Source organism: Pantoea sp. ABR1s (genome assembly GCF_057812235.1).
On record NZ_CM173823.1, the window covers coordinates 1,841,782 to 1,862,362 of the forward strand.

Here is a 20,581-nt window from a genome sequence, read left to right on the forward strand (position 1 = left end):
TTAAATTTCCCCTGCCAGAGCGCAGGGGAAATTCAGCAAACGGTCAGCGTCATTTAGTCACTTCATCCGTTTCCGGCAGCGTCACGTTCAGTTCCAGAATTGAGATATCATCACCTTTCTGGTCGAGCTGAACCGTTACCATTTCTGGATCGATCTTCACATATCTGCAAATCACTTCCAGAATGTCGCGCTTAAGTTGCGGAAGATAGTGGGGCTCACTGTCGCCCCTTCTCCGTTCTGCCACGATAATCTGCAGCCTTTCCTTGGCTATGTTGGCAGTGTTCTTCTTCCGGGATAAAAAGAAATCAAGTAATGCCATGGTTTATCCCCCGAACAGGCGTTTCAGGAAACCCTTCTTCTCTTCTTCGATAAAGCGGAAGGGGCGTACTTCACCGAGCAACCGTTCAACGGTATCGGCATAGGCTTTGCCAGCATCAGATTCGCCGTCAAGAATCACCGGTTCGCCCTGGTTAGAGGCACGTAACACCGATTGATCTTCAGGGATCACGCCGACCAGAGGAATGCGCAGGATCTCCAGCACATCTTCCATGCTCAGCATATCGCCACGGTTCACCCGGCCAGGGTTATAGCGGGTCAGCAGCAGATGCTCCTTCACCGGGTCCTGACTGTTTTCAGCGCGACGGGATTTGGATGAGATAATGCCGAGGATGCGGTCGGAGTCGCGGACAGAAGAGACTTCCGGGTTGGTGGTAATAATGGCTTCATCGGCAAAGTAGAGCGCCATCAGTGCGCCCGTTTCAATCCCTGCCGGTGAGTCACAGACGATGAAATCGAATTCCATCTTAGCCAAATCGTTCAGAACTTTTTCTACACCCTCACGGGTCAGCGCATCTTTATCACGGGTCTGCGACGCAGGCAGAATGTAGAGCTGCTCCGTGCGTTTGTCGCGAATCAGCGCCTGGTTCAGTGTGGCATCGCCCTGGATCACATTAACGAAGTCGTAGACCACACGGCGCTCACAGCCCATGATCAAATCCAGGTTACGCAGACCGATATCAAAATCGATCACAACTGTCTTTTTGCCTTTCTGCGCTAAACCGGTGGCGATGGCCGCGCTTGACGTGGTCTTACCAACGCCCCCTTTACCGGATGTAACTACAATAATGCGTGCCATAAATGTTGATTTCCTTAACAAAAGAAAAGGGGCCTAATTAAGTGTCTGGATAGTCAGCGCGCCATCCTGCAGGCACAGGCGCGCAGCTTTACCAAAAAATTCTTGCGGGATCTGATCCATGATCCAGTACTCTCCGGCAATCGAGACCAGCTCGGCAGCCAGGTTGGTACAAAAAATCTGGCAGTTGCGGTCACCGCTGGCACCCGCCAGGGCGCGACCGCGCATCATGCCGTAAATGTGAATATTGCCATCGGCGACCAGTTCGGCGCCGGCGCTGACGCTGCTGGTGATGATCAAATCGGCGTCACGCGCATAAATCTGCTGGCCCGAGCGCACCGGGGTGTTCACGATGCGGGTTTTCGTTGCTACCGTTTCGGTTACAGCCGGCAGTGGTTCTGGTATCGGCTGCGGCGCGGCGGCTTGCGGTCTGGCCTCTTTACCTTCTGCCAGCACGGGCAGGCCGGCACGGGCGATCATACGTTTCAGCGCTTCATCTTTGCAGCCGCTTACACCGACAATGCGTAAACCGGTGGCGAGAACCGCCTGTTGCAACAGTTTCCAGTTAACATCGGCACTTAATGTCGAGACGTTAAGTACCACCGGCGCGTTTTTCAGGAAATCTGGAGCCTGGTCAATCTTGTCCTGGAGTGCCTTGCGAATCACCGCAGGGTCATGGTGATGCAAATGGACGACAGACAGGGTGAAACTGCTACCTTTGAATTCGATTGGCGTTTGCGACATCTGTCCCGACTCAGTCCTGTTTTCACTACCGAAAGCCTGGCGATGATAAAATCATCGTTGAAGCGCTAACGGTGAATATTCGAAGTTCTGCAAGCATGTTATAGTTACAGCTATATTCAGACAAGCCTCAACGCCGGTTAATTCGAGTAAAAAATATGTTTTGTGTGATCTACAGAAGCCCGTTACGTGACCAGACTTATCTCTATGTTGAAAAAAAGGACGATTTCTCGCGCGTTCCGGAAGAATTGCTGAAAGGCTTTGGCAAGCCGCAGCTGGCGATGGTGCTTAAGCTGGCGGGGCGGGACAGGCTGGCTAATGCGGATATCAATAAAGTTAAGCAGGGATTAAGCGAGCAGGGCTATTATTTACAGCTCCCTCCGCCGATTGAAAGTCTCCTCAACATTCATTTACAGGCCGATAAAAAACTTTAACTCGGATTCTTCTGTAAATATAAATCCTGTCGGTGCGATCCTGGCAGGATAATATTGCCCTGATGCTGCGCAAAATTAACGGTGCAGCTTATCTGTTTCACCCCTTTTTAAATTCCCTGCTCAATTTTTTCTCCCGATTTGTACGATTATTCAGCGCTTCAACCCCTGCATTTACGCTTTCTGACAAATTACGCACCCCGGACCGTTAAAAGGATCTTATTATCACGCTATGAGGTTGGCATTTCGATCAACGCATGAGCAAACATCAACCCGCCAGCAGCGCTGGCATCACACCTAACCTGAACAGGGGATGAGCATGTATCAGCATCGTAACTGGCAAGGCGCTCTGTTAGATTTTCCGGTCAGCAAAGTGGTTTGCGTCGGGAGTAATTATGCAAAGCACATTAAAGAGATGGGCAGCGCAACCCCAACCGAACCGGTGATCTTTATCAAGCCGGAAACGGCGCTGTGTGATTTGCGTCAGCCGCTCTCTATTCCCGACGCGTTTGGCGAGGTCCATCATGAAGTTGAACTGGCGGTGCTGATCGGCGCGACACTGAAGCAGGCGACCGATGCGCATGTGGCTAAGGCGATTGCAGGTTATGGCGTGGCGCTGGATCTGACACTGCGTGACCTGCAGGCCGGGCTGAAAAAAGCGGGCCAGCCGTGGGAAAAATCCAAAGGCTTTGATAACGCCTGTCCTGTCTCTGGTTTTATCCCGGTGACGGAATTCAGTGGCGATCCACAGAACGTCGAGCTTAAATTGCTGGTGAACGGTGAAGTGCGTCAGCACGGCAATACCGAAGACATGATTCATAAAATCCTGCCGCTGATTGCCCATATGAGCCACTACTTCACCCTGCGTGCAGGCGATGTGATTCTGACCGGTACGCCAGAAGGGGTAGGCCAAATGCGCTCGGGTGATCAGCTGGAAGTTTCACTGGCGGGTCATGGCATCAGCACGCGCGTACTCTAAAAACTTGCATCACCGCCGCATAGGCTTTATAAGGTGCGGTTTAGGCACAATCCGGACAAATCATCATGACTGACACCCCTTTCTGGCAACAAAAACGCCTGGCACAAATGAGCGATGAGGAATGGGAATCCTTGTGTGATGGTTGTGGGCAGTGTTGCCTGAACAAATTGCAGGACGCAGACACCGATGAGATCTACTTCACCAATGTCGCCTGTGATCAGCTCAATATTAAAACCTGCCAGTGCCGTAACTATGAGCGCCGCTTCGAGCTTGAAGAGGATTGCATCAAGTTAACGCGCGAAAATCTGACGACCTTCAACTGGCTGCCGCGCACCTGCGCCTACCGGCTGCTGGGTGAGGGCAAAGATTTACCCGTATGGCATCCGCTGCGGGCCGGTTCGAAAACAGCGATGCATGCGCAGCGTATTTCGGTGCGGTATATTGCGGTGCGTGAGAGTGAAGTGCGGGACTGGGAAGATCACATCATTGATCGCCCCGATCGCAACGGCTGAGTGCCGCGCTATCAATCGGAACAGAAAAAAGGCTGCCAGTGGCATAATGCTGGTCAGTTAAGATTAGATTTGTAAAGGCTGTCACGGTCAAACGTGGCAGCTTTTTTTCCGGGCGAGCAAGCCGCAGCGCGTGCCTGCGCACCTCTGCTGCTGCCGGGCCGTCCTCGCGCCGCTCACGCGGTACCTTCGGCTTTGACGTCGTGCCGACGAACCGTTCGGGGATCGGCCCTCCCTGGCCGGCCCCGAACTGTCCACGCTTCCCGGCGTGGACTTCTGGCCCACCGTCACGCCTCAGCGCTGCGGATAGCCCTTTCAGCAGCAGAGGCGCTCAGGCCTCCACTCTCGTGCCCTTTTTAACAATACACACTGAAGTTTCAGAGCAGGCTGGTGCCGGGCAGGGGCAGGCAATCCGCAGCGCTGAACAGAATGAGTCTGCCAGGAGAGCCCGCAGGACGCGGGCGAAAGGCGGGGCGGCACAGGATGTGCCATCCCCGGCGGTCCGTCAGGCAGAGGAATGAAGTGAAGGAACCGCGCAGCGGCGCGAGGACCGCCAGCCCCTGCCCGGCACCAGACTGCGTTATCACCTGTCGCTTAACTGACTGACGTTATGCCAGTGGCAGCCTTTTTTGATCTCAGCGACCAAAGAGATCGCGGCGTTTAGGTTTCAGCGGCTGGGCTATCAGCACCAGCGCCGCGACCAGCAGATAACCGGCGAACACCACAATCATCCACTGCGGCATGCTGAGCGTCAGGAAAGTCCAGCTGCGTTCTGCACAGTCACCGCTGGCAAGAAACACCGACGGCAGCCACTTATCCAGCGGTAAGCCGCTGGGGAAGCGGGCAGCAAAATCACAGGTGGTGAAGGGGTTAGGGTGCAGCTGAATCATGGTATGTTCATAAGAGAGACGCAGACCTTCCCAGGCACTATAGATCCACAACGCCAGCGCTGCCAGACGCAACGGCGATTTTGGCGCAATCGCACCAACCAGACCCGCGCCCAGCACACCAAACAGCGCATTGCGCTCATAAATACACATCACGCAGGGCTTCAGGCCCATTACGTGCTGAAAAAAGAGTGCTGTTAATTCCAGTGCAAGTGCAGTCAGTGCCAGTAGTAACCAGGCTCCGCGACCACGTGAGCATTGATTCAGATATCGCAACATATTGCATTCCCTGTAAACGTTAATGCCACGCAGTGTAAACCAAAAGCGTTTGCAAACCAGCCAGGGACAGGGAAAAATCGTGTGCAAACATGACCTGATTCTGATCCAGAGCAGGTTAAATGAGGATAAGCCAGACCTTATCTGCAGAACGCCGGTCAGTGAAGAGCGGGGAGAGCCGCAGTGGCGATAGAGGCGATCGCATGCGACAGGAGGCGAAACGGCAGGCGCGTGTTATATGCTGTCAAAGTCCTGCGCTTTCAGGGTGGCTGAACGCTGACACTCAGCGGTGCTGTGGCACGCGCCATTTCAGCGCAGAAAGCCATTCAGCCCGCCCGTGATCCTGAAGCCGCTGATACTGCAGTCAGGCATGCTGAAATATGCGCCTGCGCCCGGTTTTAATGGTTACGCAGGCTATATCCGCTATAGGGCGTCTGGTATGATGAGTGCCCATCATGATTAGAAAAGCAACGAGAACACATTGCTATGGTTATAAAGGCTCAGAGTCCAGCGGGATTTGCTGAAGAGTATATTATTGAAAGCATCTGGAACAGTCGCTTTCCGCCAGGGTCGATTCTTCCTGCTGAGCGTGAGCTTTCTGAATTGATTGGGGTGACGCGCACCACCTTGCGTGAAGTGCTGCAGCGCCTGGCGCGCGATGGCTGGCTGACTATTCAGCACGGTAAACCAACGCGGGTGAACGATTTCTGGGAGACGTCCGGCCTGAATATTCTGGAAACGCTGGCCCGTCTCGATCACGACAGCGTTCCGGTGCTGATCGACAACCTGCTGTCGGTACGCAGCAACATTTCATCGATCTTTATCAGCCGGGCGCTGCGCCATCATCCGGACAAAGCACGCGAAGTGCTGGAAACGGTCAGCGCGGCTGCCGATCAGGCTGATGCCTATACCGAGCTCGACTACCGGGTGTTCCGCGGTCTGGCGTTTGCGTCAGGTAACCCGATTTACGGTCTGATCCTGAATGGCCTGAAAGGGCTCTATACCCGCGTTGGCCGCCACTACTTCTCTAATCCGGAAGCCCGTCAGGTCGCGCGCGATTTCTATCTTAAACTGCTGGAACTGTGCGACAAAGAGCCCGGACAGGATGAGATTGTGGACGTGGTGCGCAACTACGGCCGCCGCAGCGGTGAAATCTGGCACAGTATGCAGAAGAATCTGCCCGACGATCTCGGCAGTAAGCGTTAAAAAAAACCGGACATCGCGTCCGGTTTTTTGTTTTTATCCCATCAGAGTGATGAACCGCGTGGTGGATTACGATCCAGCAGCTCTACGCTGCCATCCTCGTTCTGCTGCTCCAGAATCACATCAAATCCCCACAGACGATGCACATGCTTCAGCACCTCGCGACGGCTCTTATCCAGTGGCGTGCGGCTCTGCGGCACATAACGCAGGGTCAGCGAACGGTCACCGCGCAGATCGACGTTATAGACCTGAATATTCGGTTCGAGATTACTCAGGTTGTACTGCGCAGAGAGCTGCTGGCGAATTGCCCGGTAGCCCGCCTCATCGTGGATCGCGGCGATTTCGAGATAGTTGTTGCGGTCATCATCCAGTACGGTAAACAGACGGAAATCGCGCATGACTTTCGGCGACAAGAACTGGCTGATAAAACTCTCATCCTTGAACTCGCGCATCGCAAAATGCAGCGTTTCCAGCCAGTCGGAACCGGCGATATCCGGGAACCAGTAGCGATCCTCCTCGGTCGGCGACTGACAGATACGCTTGATATCCTGCATCATCGCGAACCCTAAAGCATAGGGGTTGATGCCGTTATACCACTGACTGTTATAGGGCGGCTGAAACACGACGTTGGTGTGGCTGTGCAGGAACTCCATCATAAAGCGTTCCGACACTTTGCCTTCATCATAGAGGTGATTGAGGATGGTGTAGTGCCAGAATGTCGCCCAGCCTTCATTCATTACCTGGGTCTGTTTCTGCGGATAGAAATACTGGCTTACCTTGCGCACAATGCGCAGGATCTCACGCTGCCATGACTCCAGCAGCGGGGCGTTTTTCTCCATAAAATAGAGCAGGTTTTCCTGCGGCTCAGAGGGGTAGCGCGCGGCTTCAAAGGTCACGGCCTCTTTCTCACGCCGTGGCAGCGTTCGCCACAGGGTGTTCACCTGACTTTGCAGATACTCCTCACGGCTTTTCTGCCGCGCCTTCTCCTCCTGCAGAGAGATCTTCTGCGGGCGCTTATAGCGATCGACGCCATAATTCATTAAGGCATGGCAGGAGTCGAGCAACCGCTCTACCTCTTCGACGCCATAGCGCTCTTCGCAGTCACTGATATAGTTTTTGGCAAATAACAGGTAATCGACAATCGACCCGGCATCCGTCCAGCTGCGGAACAGATAGTTATTTTTAAAGAAAGAGTTGTGGCCATAGCAGGCATGCGCCATCACCAGCGCCTGCATGGTCATGGTGTTCTCTTCCATCAGGTAGGCGATGCAGGGATTGGAGTTGATGACAATCTCATAGGCCAGACCCTGCTGACCATGCTTATAGCGCTGCTCGGTCTCGATAAACTTTTTGCCGAATGACCAGTGTGAATAGTTGATTGGCATGCCGACGCTGGAGTAGGCATCCATCATCTGTTCAGAGGTAATCACTTCGATTTGGTGCGGGTAGGTATCAAGCCGGTAGAGTTTAGCCACCCGGTCGATCTCGGCTAAGTAGACATCAAGCAGTTCGAATGTCCAGTCTGGTCCGTCATTGAGTCGTTTGCTGTCTCTGATGGCTTCGTCAAAGATTGTCGTCATAGCGCACCTCTTTTTTGCAAACCGGCTGACCCGAAAGACAACCCGTTCTGGTTATTTAAGGCTTCATCCTGAAAAAGGGAACCCGAAAAAAACTGAGCGAACACAACAATGATAGCCCACTGTCGCTTATCCGAAATGCGAACTCAAACGAATTCTTTGGCACAAAATCATTAAGAGTGGTGCGGCAGAGAATTTAACAGCCTTTAATACTGGTCTTATTATAAATTGCGGAATCAAATCCTGTTTATAAGCGGAATGTATGGGGTTGAATGAATCTCCTGCAACAGGCAGATTTAACTGCCTTCGTTGTCATTTATTTCTGTGTTTAAGGATTAAGACGCATAAAGCGCTGAAATTGGCCGTGCGACAAGATTTTAGTTACCTGAAAAGTAAAAAAGATGTGAAATGGATGGTGAAATTCTGTGGTGGTGTCTGCTGTGTAAATCCGCTGACTATCATCAGTTGAACAGTGAATTATGCTTTTACAGGTCGGGTGGGGGAGCTATGCACGTTGTAATTCTTGGAAGTGGTGTGGTCGGGGTGGCAAGTGCCTGGTATCTGGCACGTGCCGGACATCAGGTGACGGTCATTGATCGTCAGCCCGCCGCAGCGATGGAGACCAGTGCAGGGAATGCCGGTCAGATCTCTCCGGGTTATGCCGCACCCTGGGCAGCGCCCGGAGTGCCATTGAAAGCGGTGAAGTGGATGTTTCAGCGCCACGCGCCGCTGGCTATCCGGCTGGATGGCAGTAGTTTTCAGCTGGAGTGGATGTGGCACATGCTGCGCAACTGCGACATCAATCACTATCAGCAGAACAAAAGCCGCATGGTGCGGATTGCTGAATATAGCCGTGACTGTCTGAAAGCGTTGCGCAGTGAAACCGGCATCGCCTATGAGGGCCGTCAGGGCGGGACGCTGCAACTGTTCCGTACCCAGCAGCAGTTCGACAGCGCCAGCAAAGATATTGCGGTGCTGCGCGACGCGGGTGTGCCCTATGAGCTGCTGCAGGCGCATGAACTGTCTCGCATTGAACCGGCACTGGCGGCAACCCAGCATAAACTCACCGGCGGATTACGCCTGCCCAATGATGAAACCGGCGACTGTCAGCTCTTTACTCAGCGGCTGGCAAAAATGGCCGAAGAGGCGGGCGTGGTCTTCCGCTTTAATACTCCGGTCGACCACCTGCTGCGCGATGGCAATCGCATCTATGGCGTGAAGTGCGGTGATGAGATCATCAAAGCGGACAGCTATGTGGTGGCGTTTGGTTCCTACTCGACCGCGCTGTTAAAAAATGTCATCGATATTCCGGTCTATCCGCTGAAAGGCTATTCACTCACTATTCCGATTAAAAATCCTGATGCCGCACCGGTTTCAACTATCCTGGATGAGACCTACAAAGTGGCGGTGACGCGGTTTGACGATCGTATTCGTGTCGGCGGGATGGCGGAAATTGTTGGTTTTAACACCAAACTCACCGAAGCGCGGCGGGAAACGCTGGAGATGGTGGTCAGTGATCTCTATCCTGAAGGCGGTCATCTCGCGCAGGCGAGTTTCTGGACCGGTCTGCGTCCGATGACGCCAGACGGTACGCCGATTGTGGGTGCCACACCGATCTCTAATCTCTGGCTCAATACCGGTCACGGTACGCTGGGCTGGACGATGGCGTGTGGTTCTGGTCAGTTGCTGGCCGATCTCATCTCCGGTAAAAAGCCGGCCATTGCGGCGGATGACTTAGCGGTGTTCCGCTACTTACCCGGTTTCGCGGCGACCTCATCGCCGCTGCGTAACGCCAACGCAACTCGTTAAGTATTCAGGGAGAGAGAGGATGTCACGTCCGATTGTCGCTACCATCAACCAGCAGGCGTTACGTCATAACCTGACTGTTGTTCGCCAGGCGGCACCCGCCTCCCGCGTCTGGTCAGTGGTGAAAGCTAATGCTTATGGCCATGGCATTGATCGCGTGCGCGAGGCGTTATCTGCCACTGACGGCTTCGCGCTTCTTAATATGGAAGAGGCGATCCAGCTGCGCGAACAGGGCTGGAAAAAGCCGATTCTGCTGCTGGAAGGTTTCTTCCAGCCAGAGGATTTGCAGCTGATTGACCGTTATCGTCTCACCACCAGCGTACACAGTAACTGGCAAATCAACGCGCTGGCCAGTGCCAGACTTGCAGCACCGGTTGATATCTATCTCAAAATGAACAGCGGGATGAACCGGCTGGGTTTTCGCCCGGAACAGGTCAACGGTGCATGGCAAAAGCTGCGGGCGCTCAGTACGGTAGGTGAGATGACGCTGATGGCCCATTTTGCCGATGCGGAAAATCCGCAGGGTCTGATTGCGCCACTGCAGCGCGTAGAGCAGGCGGCTGAGGGGCTGAACTGTCCGCGATCGCTCTCCAACTCCGCCTGCACCCTGTGGCATCCTGAAGCGCACTTTGACTGGGTCCGTCCCGGCATCATTCTGTATGGCGCGTCGCCCAGCGGTGACTGGCAGGACATTGCAGGCAGTGGCCTGAAGCCAGTGATGACCTTAAGCAGTGAGATTATTGCGGTCCAGCAGCTACAGGCGGGCGATGGCGTGGGTTACGGCTACCGCTATCACGCCAGTGCAGCGCAGCGAATTGGCGTGGTGGCCTGTGGCTACGCGGATGGCTATCCACGGCATGCCCCGACGGGTACGCCCGTCTGTGTCGATGGTGTGATGACTCAGGTGGTTGGTGCGGTTTCGATGGATATGATCACCGTCGACTTGACCCCCTGTCCCCAGGCCGGTATTGGCTCAGCCGTGGAGCTGTGGGGTGAGCAGGTGAAAATCGATCAGGTGGCAAAAGCGGCCGGAACGGTAGGGTACGAGCTGATGTGTGCGCTGGCACCCCGCGTTCCGGTAACCGTTATTTAAGCGCGGTCAGGCTGCCGCGCATCTTTCTGCTGCAGCGCCAGGCGATAAAGGCCAGCGCTGCACCCAGCAGCATCATCAGGCTCAGCGACAGCTTCTCCGCCACCGGCAGCGCCACAATGACCAGGCTGCCTGACGCGCCACCGGCCATCTGAATGAATCCCTGCAAGGCGGACGCCACGCCCGCCTGTTGCTGATAGGGCTCCAGCGCATAGCTGGTGGCCGGTCCTACCGTAAAGGCCAGCCCGGCAACTGAAACGGCCACCGGGAACATGTAAAGCGCCCAGTGCGTCTGCATCTCCGCCGGGAAGATCTGCATCCCCGCTACCAGCAGCACCGCGCCCAGCAGCATAGTGAAGAATCCCATCGCCAGGCAGAAAGGGCGACCCGCTTTGCGAATCGCTTTATTGACGAACATGCTGACAAACATGATCCAGAAACCGTTGGCGCCAAAAGCAAAAGAGAACTGGATTGGCGTCAGCCCGCCTTCGGTCATTAATACCTGCGGTGCCAGCGACACGTAGGTCAGCACCATGCCCAGCGCACCGGCATTGGCGAACGCGAACGCCAGAAAGCGCGGCTGACGCAGGATCGCGGCATACTGTTTAATCGGTAATCCTTTCACCCGCAGGGTATCCGCCGGGCGCGTCTCTGGCAGCCAGATAATCACCAGCAGCGTAATGAGCACGCCGTAGGCGCAGAGAAACCAGAAGGGTGCGCGCCAGTCAAAGGCGCTGGCCAGCAAACCGCCCAGCAGCGGAGCCAGGGCCGGGACGATGTTTAATGCGCCATTCAGGAAGCCATATGCACGGGCGGCATCATCACCGCTCAGGCGGTCACGCACGCCGCTAAAGGCCACGACCGCGCTGCAGCAGACGCCACAGCCCTGCACGAGGCGGGCAAGGACGAACAGCGGGAATGAGGTGGCGGTGGCGGCGATGGCACTCCCCGTGATGTAAAGCGCCAGGCCCAGCAGGGCAATCGGCTTACGGCCATAGTTGTCCACCAGCGGGCCGGTCACCAGTTGTCCCAGCCCCATGACCAGCAGAAACAGGGGAATGGTGGTCTGCACCAGATTAACCGGCGTATCCAGCCCTTCTGCGATTTGCGGCAGCGTGGGCAAATAGAGATCGATGCCTAAGGGTGCCAGCAGCACCAGGCTTAATAACAGCAGAGTAAATTTTTGCATAACAACCAGAGGGTAAGCGTTCTGTTAAAAAACGATCGCAGAGGGTAATGATTCAGCGGCAAAAAAGATAGAGGAAGTCGTGCGGAAAGTGCGATGCCTGCTGTAAACAGGCATCGCAGAGGTCTGATTAGTAAGCGCCGTCGCGTCGTAACACCACGCCTGCGGTTTTGAACAGGATTGCAATATCGGTCCAGAGCGCCCAGTTTTTGACATACCAGGAGTCAAAATAGACGCGGGTGTCATAGTCGATATCGTTACGTCCGCTGACCTGCCACAGACCGGTCATTCCCGGCTTGGCCATCAGGTAGTAGTCGACATCACCGGCATAACGCTCCAGCTCAGCCTCAATCACCGGACGCGGACCAACCAGGCTCATCTCGCCACGAATCACGTTCCACAGTTGCGGCAACTCGTCCAGGCTGGTTTTACGCAGGAAACTACCAATCCGGGTCACGCGCGGGTCATTCTTCAGTTTGAAATCTTTGTCCCACTCAATCCGCGCCTCTTCGCTGGTCGCCAGTAATTTCTCCAGCACCTCTTTGGAATTGGTCACCATGGAACGGAATTTCAGACATTTGAATTTTTTGCCATTCTGGCCCACACGCTCGTGACCATAAATGGCATTGCCGCCATCTCGTTTCACCATATAGCAGAGCAGGGCGAAGATTGGGCCGAGGAACAGCAGCAGCATCGACGCCACCACGATATCAAAGGCGCGCTTCATGAAACGGGAGGAGTGTTTCGCCAGGTTGTTGCTGACGCGCAGAATCATCACTTCATGGCTAAAGATAAAGGACATGTCGGTGCCGTAAAGCGGCACGCCGCGCAGCGTCGGGATCACTGAAACTGAACGGCAGTTCATCTTCGACAGGAATTTCAGCCAGCGATCGCGCATCGGCTGCTGCTCATACTCCATAGCCACAATAAACTGCACGTTGTCACGGTCAATGGTCTGCCAGTTGATATCTTTCCAGGTGATCACCGGCACGCCATTCACGCTCTGCTGAGCCGGAACATCATCGACCGAGATAAAGGCCTGTACGTTGTAGCCCAGAATCTCTTCACTCTGCAGCGCTGCGTAAGCTTCGGTGGCGTTTCTGCCGGAGCCAATAATGATGGTCTCTTTCTGCCACTGACCCGCCTTGTGAATGGCGCGTTTAACCAGAGCACGCATCAGCGGCAGCAGCAGCAGGGCATATGTCCAGCTGAAGACCCACACCATGCGGGAGAAATCCCATTTAGAGAAGGCGATCAACGCGAGGTCGAGCAGCGAGAAAACAAATAATGTTTTAACGATCTCTTTCAGCTCAAACCAGAAGGGTTTGCGATAGGTATAGTGACGCAGGCGTACCCAGAACCAGCCGGTACACATGACTGACATAATAAACTGTGCCACAAAACGATATTCAATTTGATGAGGTGGAATAAAGGTATCCAGCTCGCCCCAAATACCCTGTATCGTCGCGGCAGATAAAAACAGTGCGAGGTTAAGTGCAATCAGATCGGAAAAGCTCAGGGCGAATTTCACGATGATATTTTTACGCGTGCCGCTCCACGAGCGGCTCGGGCTATTCATTATCAATGTACTTGCCATAAAACCTGCTCTCTTTCTCAAGTAAAAGATGGCCTGACCAGAATCATGTACGCGCTCAGGGGTGGGCTTCTGAAAAATTAAAAAATAATTTTCAGTCTGTTGCAGTCAGTAAAGCCAGTGCAGCTGCAAAAAAGATAACGGCTAAAGCGTGATAGTACTCACGAAATGTTGCAGCATTGAGAATGAGTATGCAGGAGTTATTTGACAGAGTTAATACGGAAAAAATCTGAAAACATCAAAAGTGATTAAAGTTTTAAATAGCTAAGTTTTGGTTTTTACTGGATAAAATAAGGCGGGGGTTGGTTATAACCAAACTGTTTAAGACGCTTTTTAGGAATTACCGCCAAATCTTACGACTGGCGGTAGTGATAACGAACTCAGGCAGGTTTTTTTAAAATCCAGCGGTCCTGCTGTTTATCGTAATGACCAATCTGCAGATCCACCGGTTCTCCGTCAATCCATGCCGGGACGCTGGTATCGCGATCCCAGCCATCAAGTTGGGTAATTAAGCCGGGATTGGTGTGACAGGGGATGCTGACGGTGTCGAGGTTCTCACTGTCAAGATCGGCATCAACAATCTCATAACGACCAATTTTAACCACGTGTCCCATTCATTTCTCCCGTTTTTGCTGGCATAGACTTTTAAGCTTAGCGTATTGACAGAAAATAACGTGGCTGAATGATTAGGATTATTCCTTCTCTTCAGCCGGACGGACACCAATCTTCACAATACGGTTATCCTCTTTCTCCGCGACGGTCCACGTCAGCTGATTCCACTCAACCTGATCGCCAACCACCGGCGCGCCGCCCAGCATACTCAGCACCAGTTGTCCCAGCGACTGCTGATCGTTGGTGTTCTCATCCAGTTCCAGTCCGTAAATCTGCGCAATATCGCGCAGGCGAGCTTCAGCATCCAGAATAAAGTCACCAAAGAAACGCTGGTCCAGGGAAACCGGCGGCGACTGGCTGAACATTTTACCCAGCGCTGGCAGATCGCGCTCACGGCCAATCACGCAGATGACGTCGTTCTCCCTGAGCCGCGTCCCATCATTCGGATGCATCAGCACATTGTCACGGAACAGGGCGGCGATGCGGGTCTCACGTGGCATCTGCAGGTCACGCAGTGCGGCACCGATGCACCACTTGTCAGCGCTGAGCTGGTAGACAAACTGCTCCCACGGATTTTCGGGGTGAATATCCAGACCGATACGGCTGATAGGCGATGCGGTAGGCGGCACCACCACTTTGGCTTTTTTCGCTGCAAAGCCCAGCGAGGTGCCCTGCAACATCAGGGAGACCAGCACCACAAAGAAGGCGATATTAAAATAGAGCGACGCGTTTTCTAATCCGGCCATCATCGGGAAGACCGCAAGGATAATCGGCACCGCGCCGCGTAAACCGACCCAGCTGATAAAGACGCGTTCGCGGGTGGTAAAACTGCGAAACGGCAGCAGACCAATAAACACCGACAGTGGGCGCGCCACCAGAATCAGCCACAGTGAGAGGATCATCGCCGGAACTGCGATATGCCACAAATCAGACGGGGTTACCAGCAGTCCCAGCACGATGAACATGCCAATCTGACTCAGCCACGCCATGCCGTCAAAGGTCTGCAGAATGCCGTGACGGTTGCGAATCGGGCTGTTGCCCAGTAAAAAGCCGCAAAGATAAACCGCCAGGATGCCGCTGCCCTCTAATACCGTGGTCAGGGCGAACACCAGAATGCCGCCACTCAACGCCAGCAGCGGATAGAGCCCACCGGCCAGACTGATACGGTTAATCAGCTGCTGCAGCGCCCAGCCGCCGCCCAGGCCCAGCACGATACCCAGACCAAACTGCTGCACCAGATGCACCAGGAACATCCAGTCAAGGCCGCTGCGGCCCTGTTCGATCATCTCAATCAGCGTAATGGTCAGGAACACCGCCATCGGATCGTTACTGCCCGATTCAATCTCCAGCGTGGAGCTGACGCGCTCATTCAGGCCTTTGTCACCCAACAGGGAGAAGACGGCGGCGGCATCCGTGGAGCCGATAATCGCGCCAATCAGGAAGCCCTGCATCATATCCAGGTTAAACAACCAGGCGGCGACCACACCGGTTAAGCCTGCGGTAATCATGACCCCGACGGTCGCCAGCGACAGCGCTGGCCCCAGAGCAACTTTAAATGAGCTGGCTTTGGTCCGCATGCCGCCATCCAGCAGGATAATCGCCAGCGCCAGGTTCGAGATTAAGTAAGCCGCCGGATAGTTATCAAAGGCGATGCCGCCGATACCATCAACTCCGGTCAGCATGCCCAGGGCAAGGAAGATCACCAGAATGGGGATACCCAGTCTGGATGAGAAAGAGCTGAGCAGAATGCTCGATGCGACCAGCACGGAACCGATGATAAACAGACTGTAGACAATAGTGTGGTTCAAACCCGATCTCCTGAGATATGACAGTGCGGTGCAGCGACTGGTGACAAATATCCATGCTATCTCTGAAAGATAATGTTTTATCAAGGAGTTGTCATTGTGAAAATGATCATTATACGAATTGCTTAACAGCGTATGGAATCAGATTAATGTGAAGAATGAGGGGGTTGGCAGGCAAGCGGCAGAAAACAGACTGTTTTAGCAGGTTATTCGGAAGATAAAAAAAGCCGGCGATGAGCCGGCTTAGTGCATCAGGCTTCCGTTGCCTGTTTATGGAACAGCGATCGGAACACCGGGTAGATATCTTCCGGCTCACGTATGTGTTCGATAGCAAAGTTATCGAACGTCGACTGCAGATGCTCATACTCGCGCCACAGCGTCTGATGCGCACGGCGGGTAATCTCGATATAACTGTAATAACGCACCACCGGCAGAATATGCTTCGCCAGGATCTCGTGACAGAGCGGTGAATCGTCGGCCCAGTTATCGCCATCCGACGCCTGTGCAGCATAGATATTCCACTGCGCCGGGTCATAGCGCTCTTTCACCACCTCATCCATGAGTTTCAGTGCACTCGAAACGATGGTGCCACCGGTCTCCTGGGAGTAGAAGAACTCCTGTTCATCCACCTCTTTGGCCTGCGTGTGATGACGAATATAAACCACATCGACATTCTTGTAGGTGCGGCTCAGGAACAGGTAAAGCAGGATATAGAAGCGTTTCGCCATATCCTTGGTGGACTGATCCATGGATCCGGATACATCCATCAGACAGAACATCACTGCCTGGCTGGAAGGCTCCGGCCGTTTCTCAAAGTTTTTGTAGCGCAGGTCGAAGGTGTCGATAAAAGGCACCCGTTCGATACGCGCCCGCAACTCGGCGATCTCTTTGCGCAGCCGCTCTTCCTCCAGAAGCTGAGCCGGTTCAGAGTTCTCAATCTCCAGCAGCGTTTCTTCCAGTTCGTGCAGCATCCGGCGTTTACCCGCCGTCATCGCCGTACGACGCGCCAGCGAGTTCTGCAGCGAACGTACGACGCTGATATTGGCAGGCACACCGTTGGAGGTGAAGCCTGCACGGTGGGTCTTATACTCATTCAACTGGCGATGCTGGTTCCGGCGCAGATTAGGCAGGGCGAGATCTTCAAACAGCAGGTCCAGATACTCATCTTTCGATATCTGAAAGACAAACTCATCCTGACCTTCACCATCCTGACTGGCATTGCCCTGGCCACTGCCGCCGCCACCGCCACCCTGCGGTCGCTCGACCCGGTCATTCTGCACAAAATGGTCGTTGCCCGGATGGACCCGATGGCGGTTGCCGCCGCGTCCCTGATGGAAAATTGGCTCATTGATGTCGTCAATCGGGATAGAGACAGACTCACCGCTGCTTACATCGGTCACCGAGCGTTTATTGATGGCCTCGGAGATCGACTGCTTAATTTGCGACTTATAACGGCGCAAGAAGCGCTGGCGGTTTACCGCGCTCTTGTTTTTGCCGTTGAGTCGGCGATCGATGAAATAGGCCATGGTATTCCCCCAAACTACATTGTAAGCAGGCCGGGCGAACCCGACCTTGTCAGACCGGTATCACTTACCGGCAAGCTTACAGACTCTTATCAGGACGATTTACGCACACGCAAATACCATTCACACAGCAGGCGAACCTGTTTGCGGGTATAGCCTTTTTCCATCATGCGATCGACAAAATCATCATGCTTTTTCTGCTCATCGGTAGAGGTCTTGGTATTAAACGAAATCACCGGCAGCAGCTCTTCCGTGTTCGAGAACATTTTCTTCTCGATCACGGTGCGTAATTTCTCGTAACTGGTCCAGTTCGGGTTGCGACCGTTATTGTGTGCCCTGGCGCGCAGCACGAAGTTGACGATCTCATTACGGAAATCTTTCGGGTTACTGATGCCAGCGGGCTTCTCGATTTTCTCCAGTTCTGCGTTGAGCGATTCACGATCAAACAGCTGTCCGGTATCAGGATCGCGATACTCCTGATCCTGAATCCAGAAGTCGGCATAGGTCACATAGCGGTCAAAGATGTTCTGACCATATTCAGAGTAAGATTCCAGATAGGCGGTCTGAATCTCTTTGCCGATAAACTCAGCATATTTGGGGATCAGATAGCCTTTGAGGTGCTCAAGGTATTTCTCAGCCTGATCCTGCGGGAACTGTTCGCGCTCAATCTGCTGCTCCAGCACGTAGAACAGATGCACCGGGTTGGCCGCCACTTCGGCGTGGTCAAAGTTAAATACCCGCGACAGAATCTTAAAGGCAAAGCGGGTTGAAAGGCCGTTCATCCCCTCATCCACACCGGCGTAATCATGATACTCCTGCCATGACTTCGCCTTAGGGTCGGTATCTTTCAGGCTTTCACCATCGTAGACCCGCATTTTGGAATAGATGCTGGAGTTATCCGGATCCTTGAGACGTGACAGGATAGAGAAGCGTGCCAGGGTTTCCAGCGTACCCGGTGCGCAGGGCGAGGTCGCCAGCTCACTGTGATTAAGTAACTTGTCGTAGATTTTGATCTCTTCAGAGACCCGCAGGCAGTAGGGCACCTTGACGATATAGACACGGTCAAGGAACGCCTCATTATTCTTGTTATTACGGAACGTCACCCACTCTGATTCGTTGGAGTGCGCCAGAATAATGCCGTTAAACGGCAGCGCCGAAATCCCCTCGGTGCCGTTGTAGTTCCCTTCCTGCGTCGCCGTCAGTAAAGGGTGCAGGACCTTGATAGGCGCTTTGAACATCTCAACGAATTCCATGATCCCCTGGTTGGCACGGCAGAGTGCGCCGGAGTAACCGTAAGCATCAGGATCGTTTTGCGCGTGGTTTTCCAGTTTACGGATATCCACTTTACCGACCAGCGCGGAGATATCCTGGTTGTTCTCATCACCCGGTTCAGTTTTGGCAATCGCCAGCTGTTCCAGGATTGACGGCCAGACTTTCACCACTTTGAAACGCGAGATATCGCCGCCGAAGTCGTGAAGTCGCTTAGCGGCCCACGGCGACATAATCGTGCCGAGATAACGGCGCGGCACGCCATACTCTTTTTCGAGAATATGCGCATCTTCCTGCGGATTAAACAGGCAGAGAGGGTGGTCATTAACCGGGCTGCGTTCCCCGTCGGCGCTCAGTACATAGATGGGTACCCGCTGCATCAGCGACTTAAGCCGTTCCGCCAGTGAGGATTTACCGCCACCTACCGGCCCCAGTAAATAGAGGATCTGTTTCTTCTCTTCCAGTCCCTGAGCGGCATGTTTCAGGTAGGAGACGATCTGTTCAATCGCTTCCTCCATGCCGTAAAACTCCTCGAACGCCGGATAGCGTCCCATCACACGATTGGAGAATATTCTGGAAAGGCGTGGCTCCTGAGCAGTATCGACCATTACTGGCTCTCCGATAGCCATTAACAGTCGCTCTGCAGCGTTGGCGTATGCACTGCGATCCTGCTTACAGATAGCAAGAAATTCCTGCAGTGTGAACTCTTCGTCCTTGGCAGCTTCATAACGCTGACGATAGTGATCGAATATATTCATAGCGATGCCCGTCCTTTCGTTTTTAGCACAGGTAAGGAGCGTAATTAGAGGCTTATAGCAGCTCCCGGAAGATATTCTCTGTTGAGTACAGCAACCCTTATGCCAACCTGATCTTTCTTATCGGGATACACAACTTTTATGGTTACTCTGCTCGTACAAAATGTCTGCTGTTACTTCTAACTGTAGATGGCTTCTAGGAAATTTCCTCCACGGGTTTGGGTTAATGAGGGGAAGATCAACTGTACAGCGGGTCTGTTGTGAGATGCGTTCTTATGGGTGATGCTTTAACTTAACGTGTTTTTAACCTTTAATGCCACTTTCATCGATCAGTCACTTAAAGGATTTCGATATAAGTTAATCCAGCCGTGAAAAAACGTTAGACTTCCTGTTTGATTGTTATATTTATGGAATGAATAAATTGTGAACCAATTCAAATTTAAGACGCTTGTTGCACTTCTGCCCTGTTATTTACTGGCCACGCACGTGAATGCCGCACCGCTTTCCATTGGCGCATCGGTCATCTATGCCGAATCACCTTATCGCGGCGGCCAGGACCGGTATATCCCCGTTCCGGTTATCAATTATGAGGGTGAAGACTTCTGGTTCCGCAGCCTGCAGGGCGGCTACTACCTGTGGAAAGATCCCCAGAACCAGCTGTCACTGACGCTGCTGGGTTCACCGCAGGAGTACAAACCCAGCGACAACGACCTGGGCGACATGAAAGGGCTGGATAAACGCCGCATGACGCTGATGGGTGGTGCAACCTATCGTCACACCGCTGACTGGGGGATTGTCCGTACCTCATTACTGGGTGATGTGCTCAATAACAGCAACGGGATGATCTGGGACCTGACGTACCTCTATCGCTTCCAGATGGGTGACTTCAGCCTGACGCCGGGCATCGGGGCCACGTGGAACAGCGCCAATCAAAACCGTTATTACTATGGGGTTTCCGGGCATGAAAGCGCCCGTACCGGCATCAGCCGTTACAACCCGGATGACAGCTGGTCACCTTATGTGGAACTGAGCGCCAGCTATCAGATTGCGCCGCAGTGGAATGCCAGCGTTATGGGACGTTACGTCCGTTTCGACAGCGAAATCAAAGACAGCCCGATGATTGATAAAAGCGGGCAGGCGTTAATCTGGACGGGTGTCAGCTATACCTTCTGATAACGCACCAAAAGAGGGCATTTATTGCCCTCT

18 protein-coding genes are annotated in these 20,581 nt (G+C 53.6%); 7 read left to right on the forward strand and 11 right to left on the reverse strand.

Annotated elements, in window-relative coordinates; all coding sequences use genetic code 11:
• Nucleotides 1–49 precede the first annotated feature (49 nt).
• The 3 genes from minE to minC are packed head-to-tail and all read right to left on the reverse strand — an operon-like array spanning nucleotide 50 to nucleotide 1,876.
• A complete protein-coding gene (gene minE / locus ACXKZD_RS08495; protein ID WP_008925314.1) occupies nucleotides 50–319 on the reverse strand; it encodes a cell division topological specificity factor MinE in 270 nt (89 codons plus the stop codon).
• 3 nt (nucleotides 320–322) lie between these two features.
• On the reverse strand, nucleotides 323–1,135 hold the full coding sequence (gene minD / locus ACXKZD_RS08500) for a septum site-determining protein MinD (protein ID WP_010260569.1): 813 nt from the start codon (nucleotides 1,133–1,135) through the stop codon (nucleotides 323–325).
• A gap of 33 nt (nucleotides 1,136–1,168) precedes the next feature.
• A complete protein-coding gene (minC, locus tag ACXKZD_RS08505; protein WP_010260571.1) occupies nucleotides 1,169–1,876 on the reverse strand; it encodes a septum site-determining protein MinC in 708 nt (235 codons plus the stop codon).
• Between the two features lie 155 nt (nucleotides 1,877–2,031).
• Here minC and ACXKZD_RS08510 point away from each other — a divergent pair, with 155 nt between their 5' ends.
• From ACXKZD_RS08510 to ycgN, 3 genes are all read left to right on the forward strand, one after another.
• Entirely contained in the window at nucleotides 2,032–2,307 is a 276-nt protein-coding gene (locus ACXKZD_RS08510; protein WP_010260572.1) for a YcgL domain-containing protein, read from the forward strand.
• Between the two features lie 316 nt (nucleotides 2,308–2,623).
• Nucleotides 2,624–3,283: a fumarylacetoacetate hydrolase family protein gene (locus ACXKZD_RS08515; protein ID WP_488982003.1), complete on the forward strand. Its 660-nt coding sequence runs from the start codon at nucleotides 2,624–2,626 to the stop codon at nucleotides 3,281–3,283.
• 65 nt (nucleotides 3,284–3,348) lie between these two features.
• A complete protein-coding gene (gene ycgN, locus ACXKZD_RS08520; protein ID WP_010260578.1) occupies nucleotides 3,349–3,795 on the forward strand; it encodes a cysteine cluster protein YcgN in 447 nt (148 codons plus the stop codon).
• Nucleotides 3,796–4,427: 632 nt separating this feature from the next.
• On the opposite strand, the gene dsbB is transcribed toward ycgN, so the two are convergent.
• Entirely contained in the window at nucleotides 4,428–4,958 is a 531-nt protein-coding gene (dsbB, locus tag ACXKZD_RS08525; protein WP_010260580.1) for a disulfide bond formation protein DsbB, read from the reverse strand.
• A gap of 483 nt (nucleotides 4,959–5,441) precedes the next feature.
• On the opposite strand from dsbB, the gene fadR reads away from it, so the two are divergent.
• Nucleotides 5,442–6,161 (forward strand): fatty acid metabolism transcriptional regulator FadR, encoded by a 720-nt coding sequence (gene fadR / locus ACXKZD_RS08530; RefSeq protein ID WP_010670276.1) that lies wholly within the window; start codon nucleotides 5,442–5,444, stop codon nucleotides 6,159–6,161.
• Between the two features lie 41 nt (nucleotides 6,162–6,202).
• On the opposite strand, the gene ACXKZD_RS08535 is transcribed toward fadR, so the two are convergent.
• The gene (locus ACXKZD_RS08535) at nucleotides 6,203–7,738 is read right to left on the reverse strand and encodes a SpoVR family protein (RefSeq protein ID WP_022625556.1); all 1,536 of its coding nucleotides are present in this window, start codon (nucleotides 7,736–7,738) and stop codon (nucleotides 6,203–6,205) included.
• A gap of 504 nt (nucleotides 7,739–8,242) precedes the next feature.
• Here ACXKZD_RS08535 and ACXKZD_RS08540 point away from each other — a divergent pair.
• Nucleotides 8,243–9,544: a D-amino acid dehydrogenase gene (locus ACXKZD_RS08540; protein ID WP_307593472.1), complete on the forward strand. Its 1,302-nt coding sequence runs from the start codon at nucleotides 8,243–8,245 to the stop codon at nucleotides 9,542–9,544.
• A 19-nt stretch (nucleotides 9,545–9,563) separates the two neighbouring features.
• A complete protein-coding gene (gene dadX, locus ACXKZD_RS08545; RefSeq protein ID WP_010670275.1) occupies nucleotides 9,564–10,634 on the forward strand; it encodes a catabolic alanine racemase DadX in 1,071 nt (356 codons plus the stop codon).
• Here dadX and ACXKZD_RS08550 read toward each other — a convergent pair.
• The 6 genes from ACXKZD_RS08550 to yeaG all read right to left on the reverse strand — a co-directional run bounded on the left by ACXKZD_RS08550 (nucleotide 10,627) and on the right by yeaG (nucleotide 19,378).
• On the reverse strand, nucleotides 10,627–11,820 hold the full coding sequence (locus tag ACXKZD_RS08550; RefSeq protein ID WP_010260592.1) for a multidrug effflux MFS transporter: 1,194 nt from the start codon (nucleotides 11,818–11,820) through the stop codon (nucleotides 10,627–10,629). The two genes, dadX and ACXKZD_RS08550, sit on opposite strands and share 8 nt — an antisense overlap.
• Before the next feature lie 127 nt (nucleotides 11,821–11,947).
• Nucleotides 11,948–13,414 (reverse strand): undecaprenyl-phosphate galactose phosphotransferase WbaP, encoded by a 1,467-nt coding sequence (gene wbaP / locus ACXKZD_RS08555; RefSeq protein WP_488982004.1) that lies wholly within the window; start codon nucleotides 13,412–13,414, stop codon nucleotides 11,948–11,950.
• 377 nt (nucleotides 13,415–13,791) lie between these two features.
• Entirely contained in the window at nucleotides 13,792–14,025 is a 234-nt protein-coding gene (locus ACXKZD_RS08560) for a DUF1480 family protein (protein ID WP_010260598.1), read from the reverse strand.
• Nucleotides 14,026–14,103: 78 nt separating this feature from the next.
• Complete coding sequence (locus tag ACXKZD_RS08565; RefSeq protein ID WP_182504688.1) at nucleotides 14,104–15,831, reverse strand: potassium/proton antiporter; 1,728 nt, start codon at nucleotides 15,829–15,831, stop codon at nucleotides 14,104–14,106.
• A 248-nt stretch (nucleotides 15,832–16,079) separates the two neighbouring features.
• Nucleotides 16,080–17,354 (reverse strand): YeaH/YhbH family protein, encoded by a 1,275-nt coding sequence (locus ACXKZD_RS08570; protein WP_488982005.1) that lies wholly within the window; start codon nucleotides 17,352–17,354, stop codon nucleotides 16,080–16,082.
• A gap of 89 nt (nucleotides 17,355–17,443) precedes the next feature.
• Nucleotides 17,444–19,378 carry a protein kinase YeaG gene (yeaG, locus tag ACXKZD_RS08575; RefSeq protein ID WP_010260606.1) on the reverse strand — a complete coding sequence of 645 codons (1,935 nt, stop codon included), beginning with the start codon at nucleotides 19,376–19,378 and terminating at the stop codon, nucleotides 17,444–17,446.
• Between the two features lie 420 nt (nucleotides 19,379–19,798).
• On the opposite strand from yeaG, the gene ACXKZD_RS08580 reads away from it, so the two are divergent.
• Nucleotides 19,799–20,548 carry a MipA/OmpV family protein gene (locus ACXKZD_RS08580; protein ID WP_115759054.1) on the forward strand — a complete coding sequence of 250 codons (750 nt, stop codon included), beginning with the start codon at nucleotides 19,799–19,801 and terminating at the stop codon, nucleotides 20,546–20,548.
• The last annotated feature ends 33 nt before the right edge of the window (nucleotides 20,549–20,581 follow it).

What these genes read in the sequence shown, in the direction of transcription:
- minE (WP_008925314.1), bottom strand. Translation starts at nt 319, where the DNA reads ATGGCATTACTTGATTTCTTTTTATCCCGGAAGAAGAACACTGCCAAC.
- minD (WP_010260569.1), bottom strand. Translation starts at nt 1,135, where the DNA reads ATGGCACGCATTATTGTAGTTACATCCGGTAAAGGGGGCGTTGGTAAG.
- minC (WP_010260571.1), bottom strand. Translation starts at nt 1,876, where the DNA reads ATGTCGCAAACGCCAATCGAATTCAAAGGTAGCAGTTTCACCCTGTCT.
- ACXKZD_RS08510 (WP_010260572.1), top strand. Translation starts at nt 2,032, where the DNA reads ATGTTTTGTGTGATCTACAGAAGCCCGTTACGTGACCAGACTTATCTC.
- ACXKZD_RS08515 (WP_488982003.1), top strand. Translation starts at nt 2,624, where the DNA reads ATGTATCAGCATCGTAACTGGCAAGGCGCTCTGTTAGATTTTCCGGTC.
- ycgN (WP_010260578.1), top strand. Translation starts at nt 3,349, where the DNA reads ATGACTGACACCCCTTTCTGGCAACAAAAACGCCTGGCACAAATGAGC.
- dsbB (WP_010260580.1), bottom strand. Translation starts at nt 4,958, where the DNA reads ATGTTGCGATATCTGAATCAATGCTCACGTGGTCGCGGAGCCTGGTTA.
- fadR (WP_010670276.1), top strand. Translation starts at nt 5,442, where the DNA reads ATGGTTATAAAGGCTCAGAGTCCAGCGGGATTTGCTGAAGAGTATATT.
- ACXKZD_RS08535 (WP_022625556.1), bottom strand. Translation starts at nt 7,738, where the DNA reads ATGACGACAATCTTTGACGAAGCCATCAGAGACAGCAAACGACTCAAT.
- ACXKZD_RS08540 (WP_307593472.1), top strand. Translation starts at nt 8,243, where the DNA reads ATGCACGTTGTAATTCTTGGAAGTGGTGTGGTCGGGGTGGCAAGTGCC.
- dadX (WP_010670275.1), top strand. Translation starts at nt 9,564, where the DNA reads ATGTCACGTCCGATTGTCGCTACCATCAACCAGCAGGCGTTACGTCAT.
- ACXKZD_RS08550 (WP_010260592.1), bottom strand. Translation starts at nt 11,820, where the DNA reads ATGCAAAAATTTACTCTGCTGTTATTAAGCCTGGTGCTGCTGGCACCC.
- wbaP (WP_488982004.1), bottom strand. Translation starts at nt 13,414, where the DNA reads ATGGCAAGTACATTGATAATGAATAGCCCGAGCCGCTCGTGGAGCGGC.
- ACXKZD_RS08560 (WP_010260598.1), bottom strand. Translation starts at nt 14,025, where the DNA reads ATGGGACACGTGGTTAAAATTGGTCGTTATGAGATTGTTGATGCCGAT.
- ACXKZD_RS08570 (WP_488982005.1), bottom strand. Translation starts at nt 17,354, where the DNA reads ATGGCCTATTTCATCGATCGCCGACTCAACGGCAAAAACAAGAGCGCG.
- yeaG (WP_010260606.1), bottom strand. Translation starts at nt 19,378, where the DNA reads ATGAATATATTCGATCACTATCGTCAGCGTTATGAAGCTGCCAAGGAC.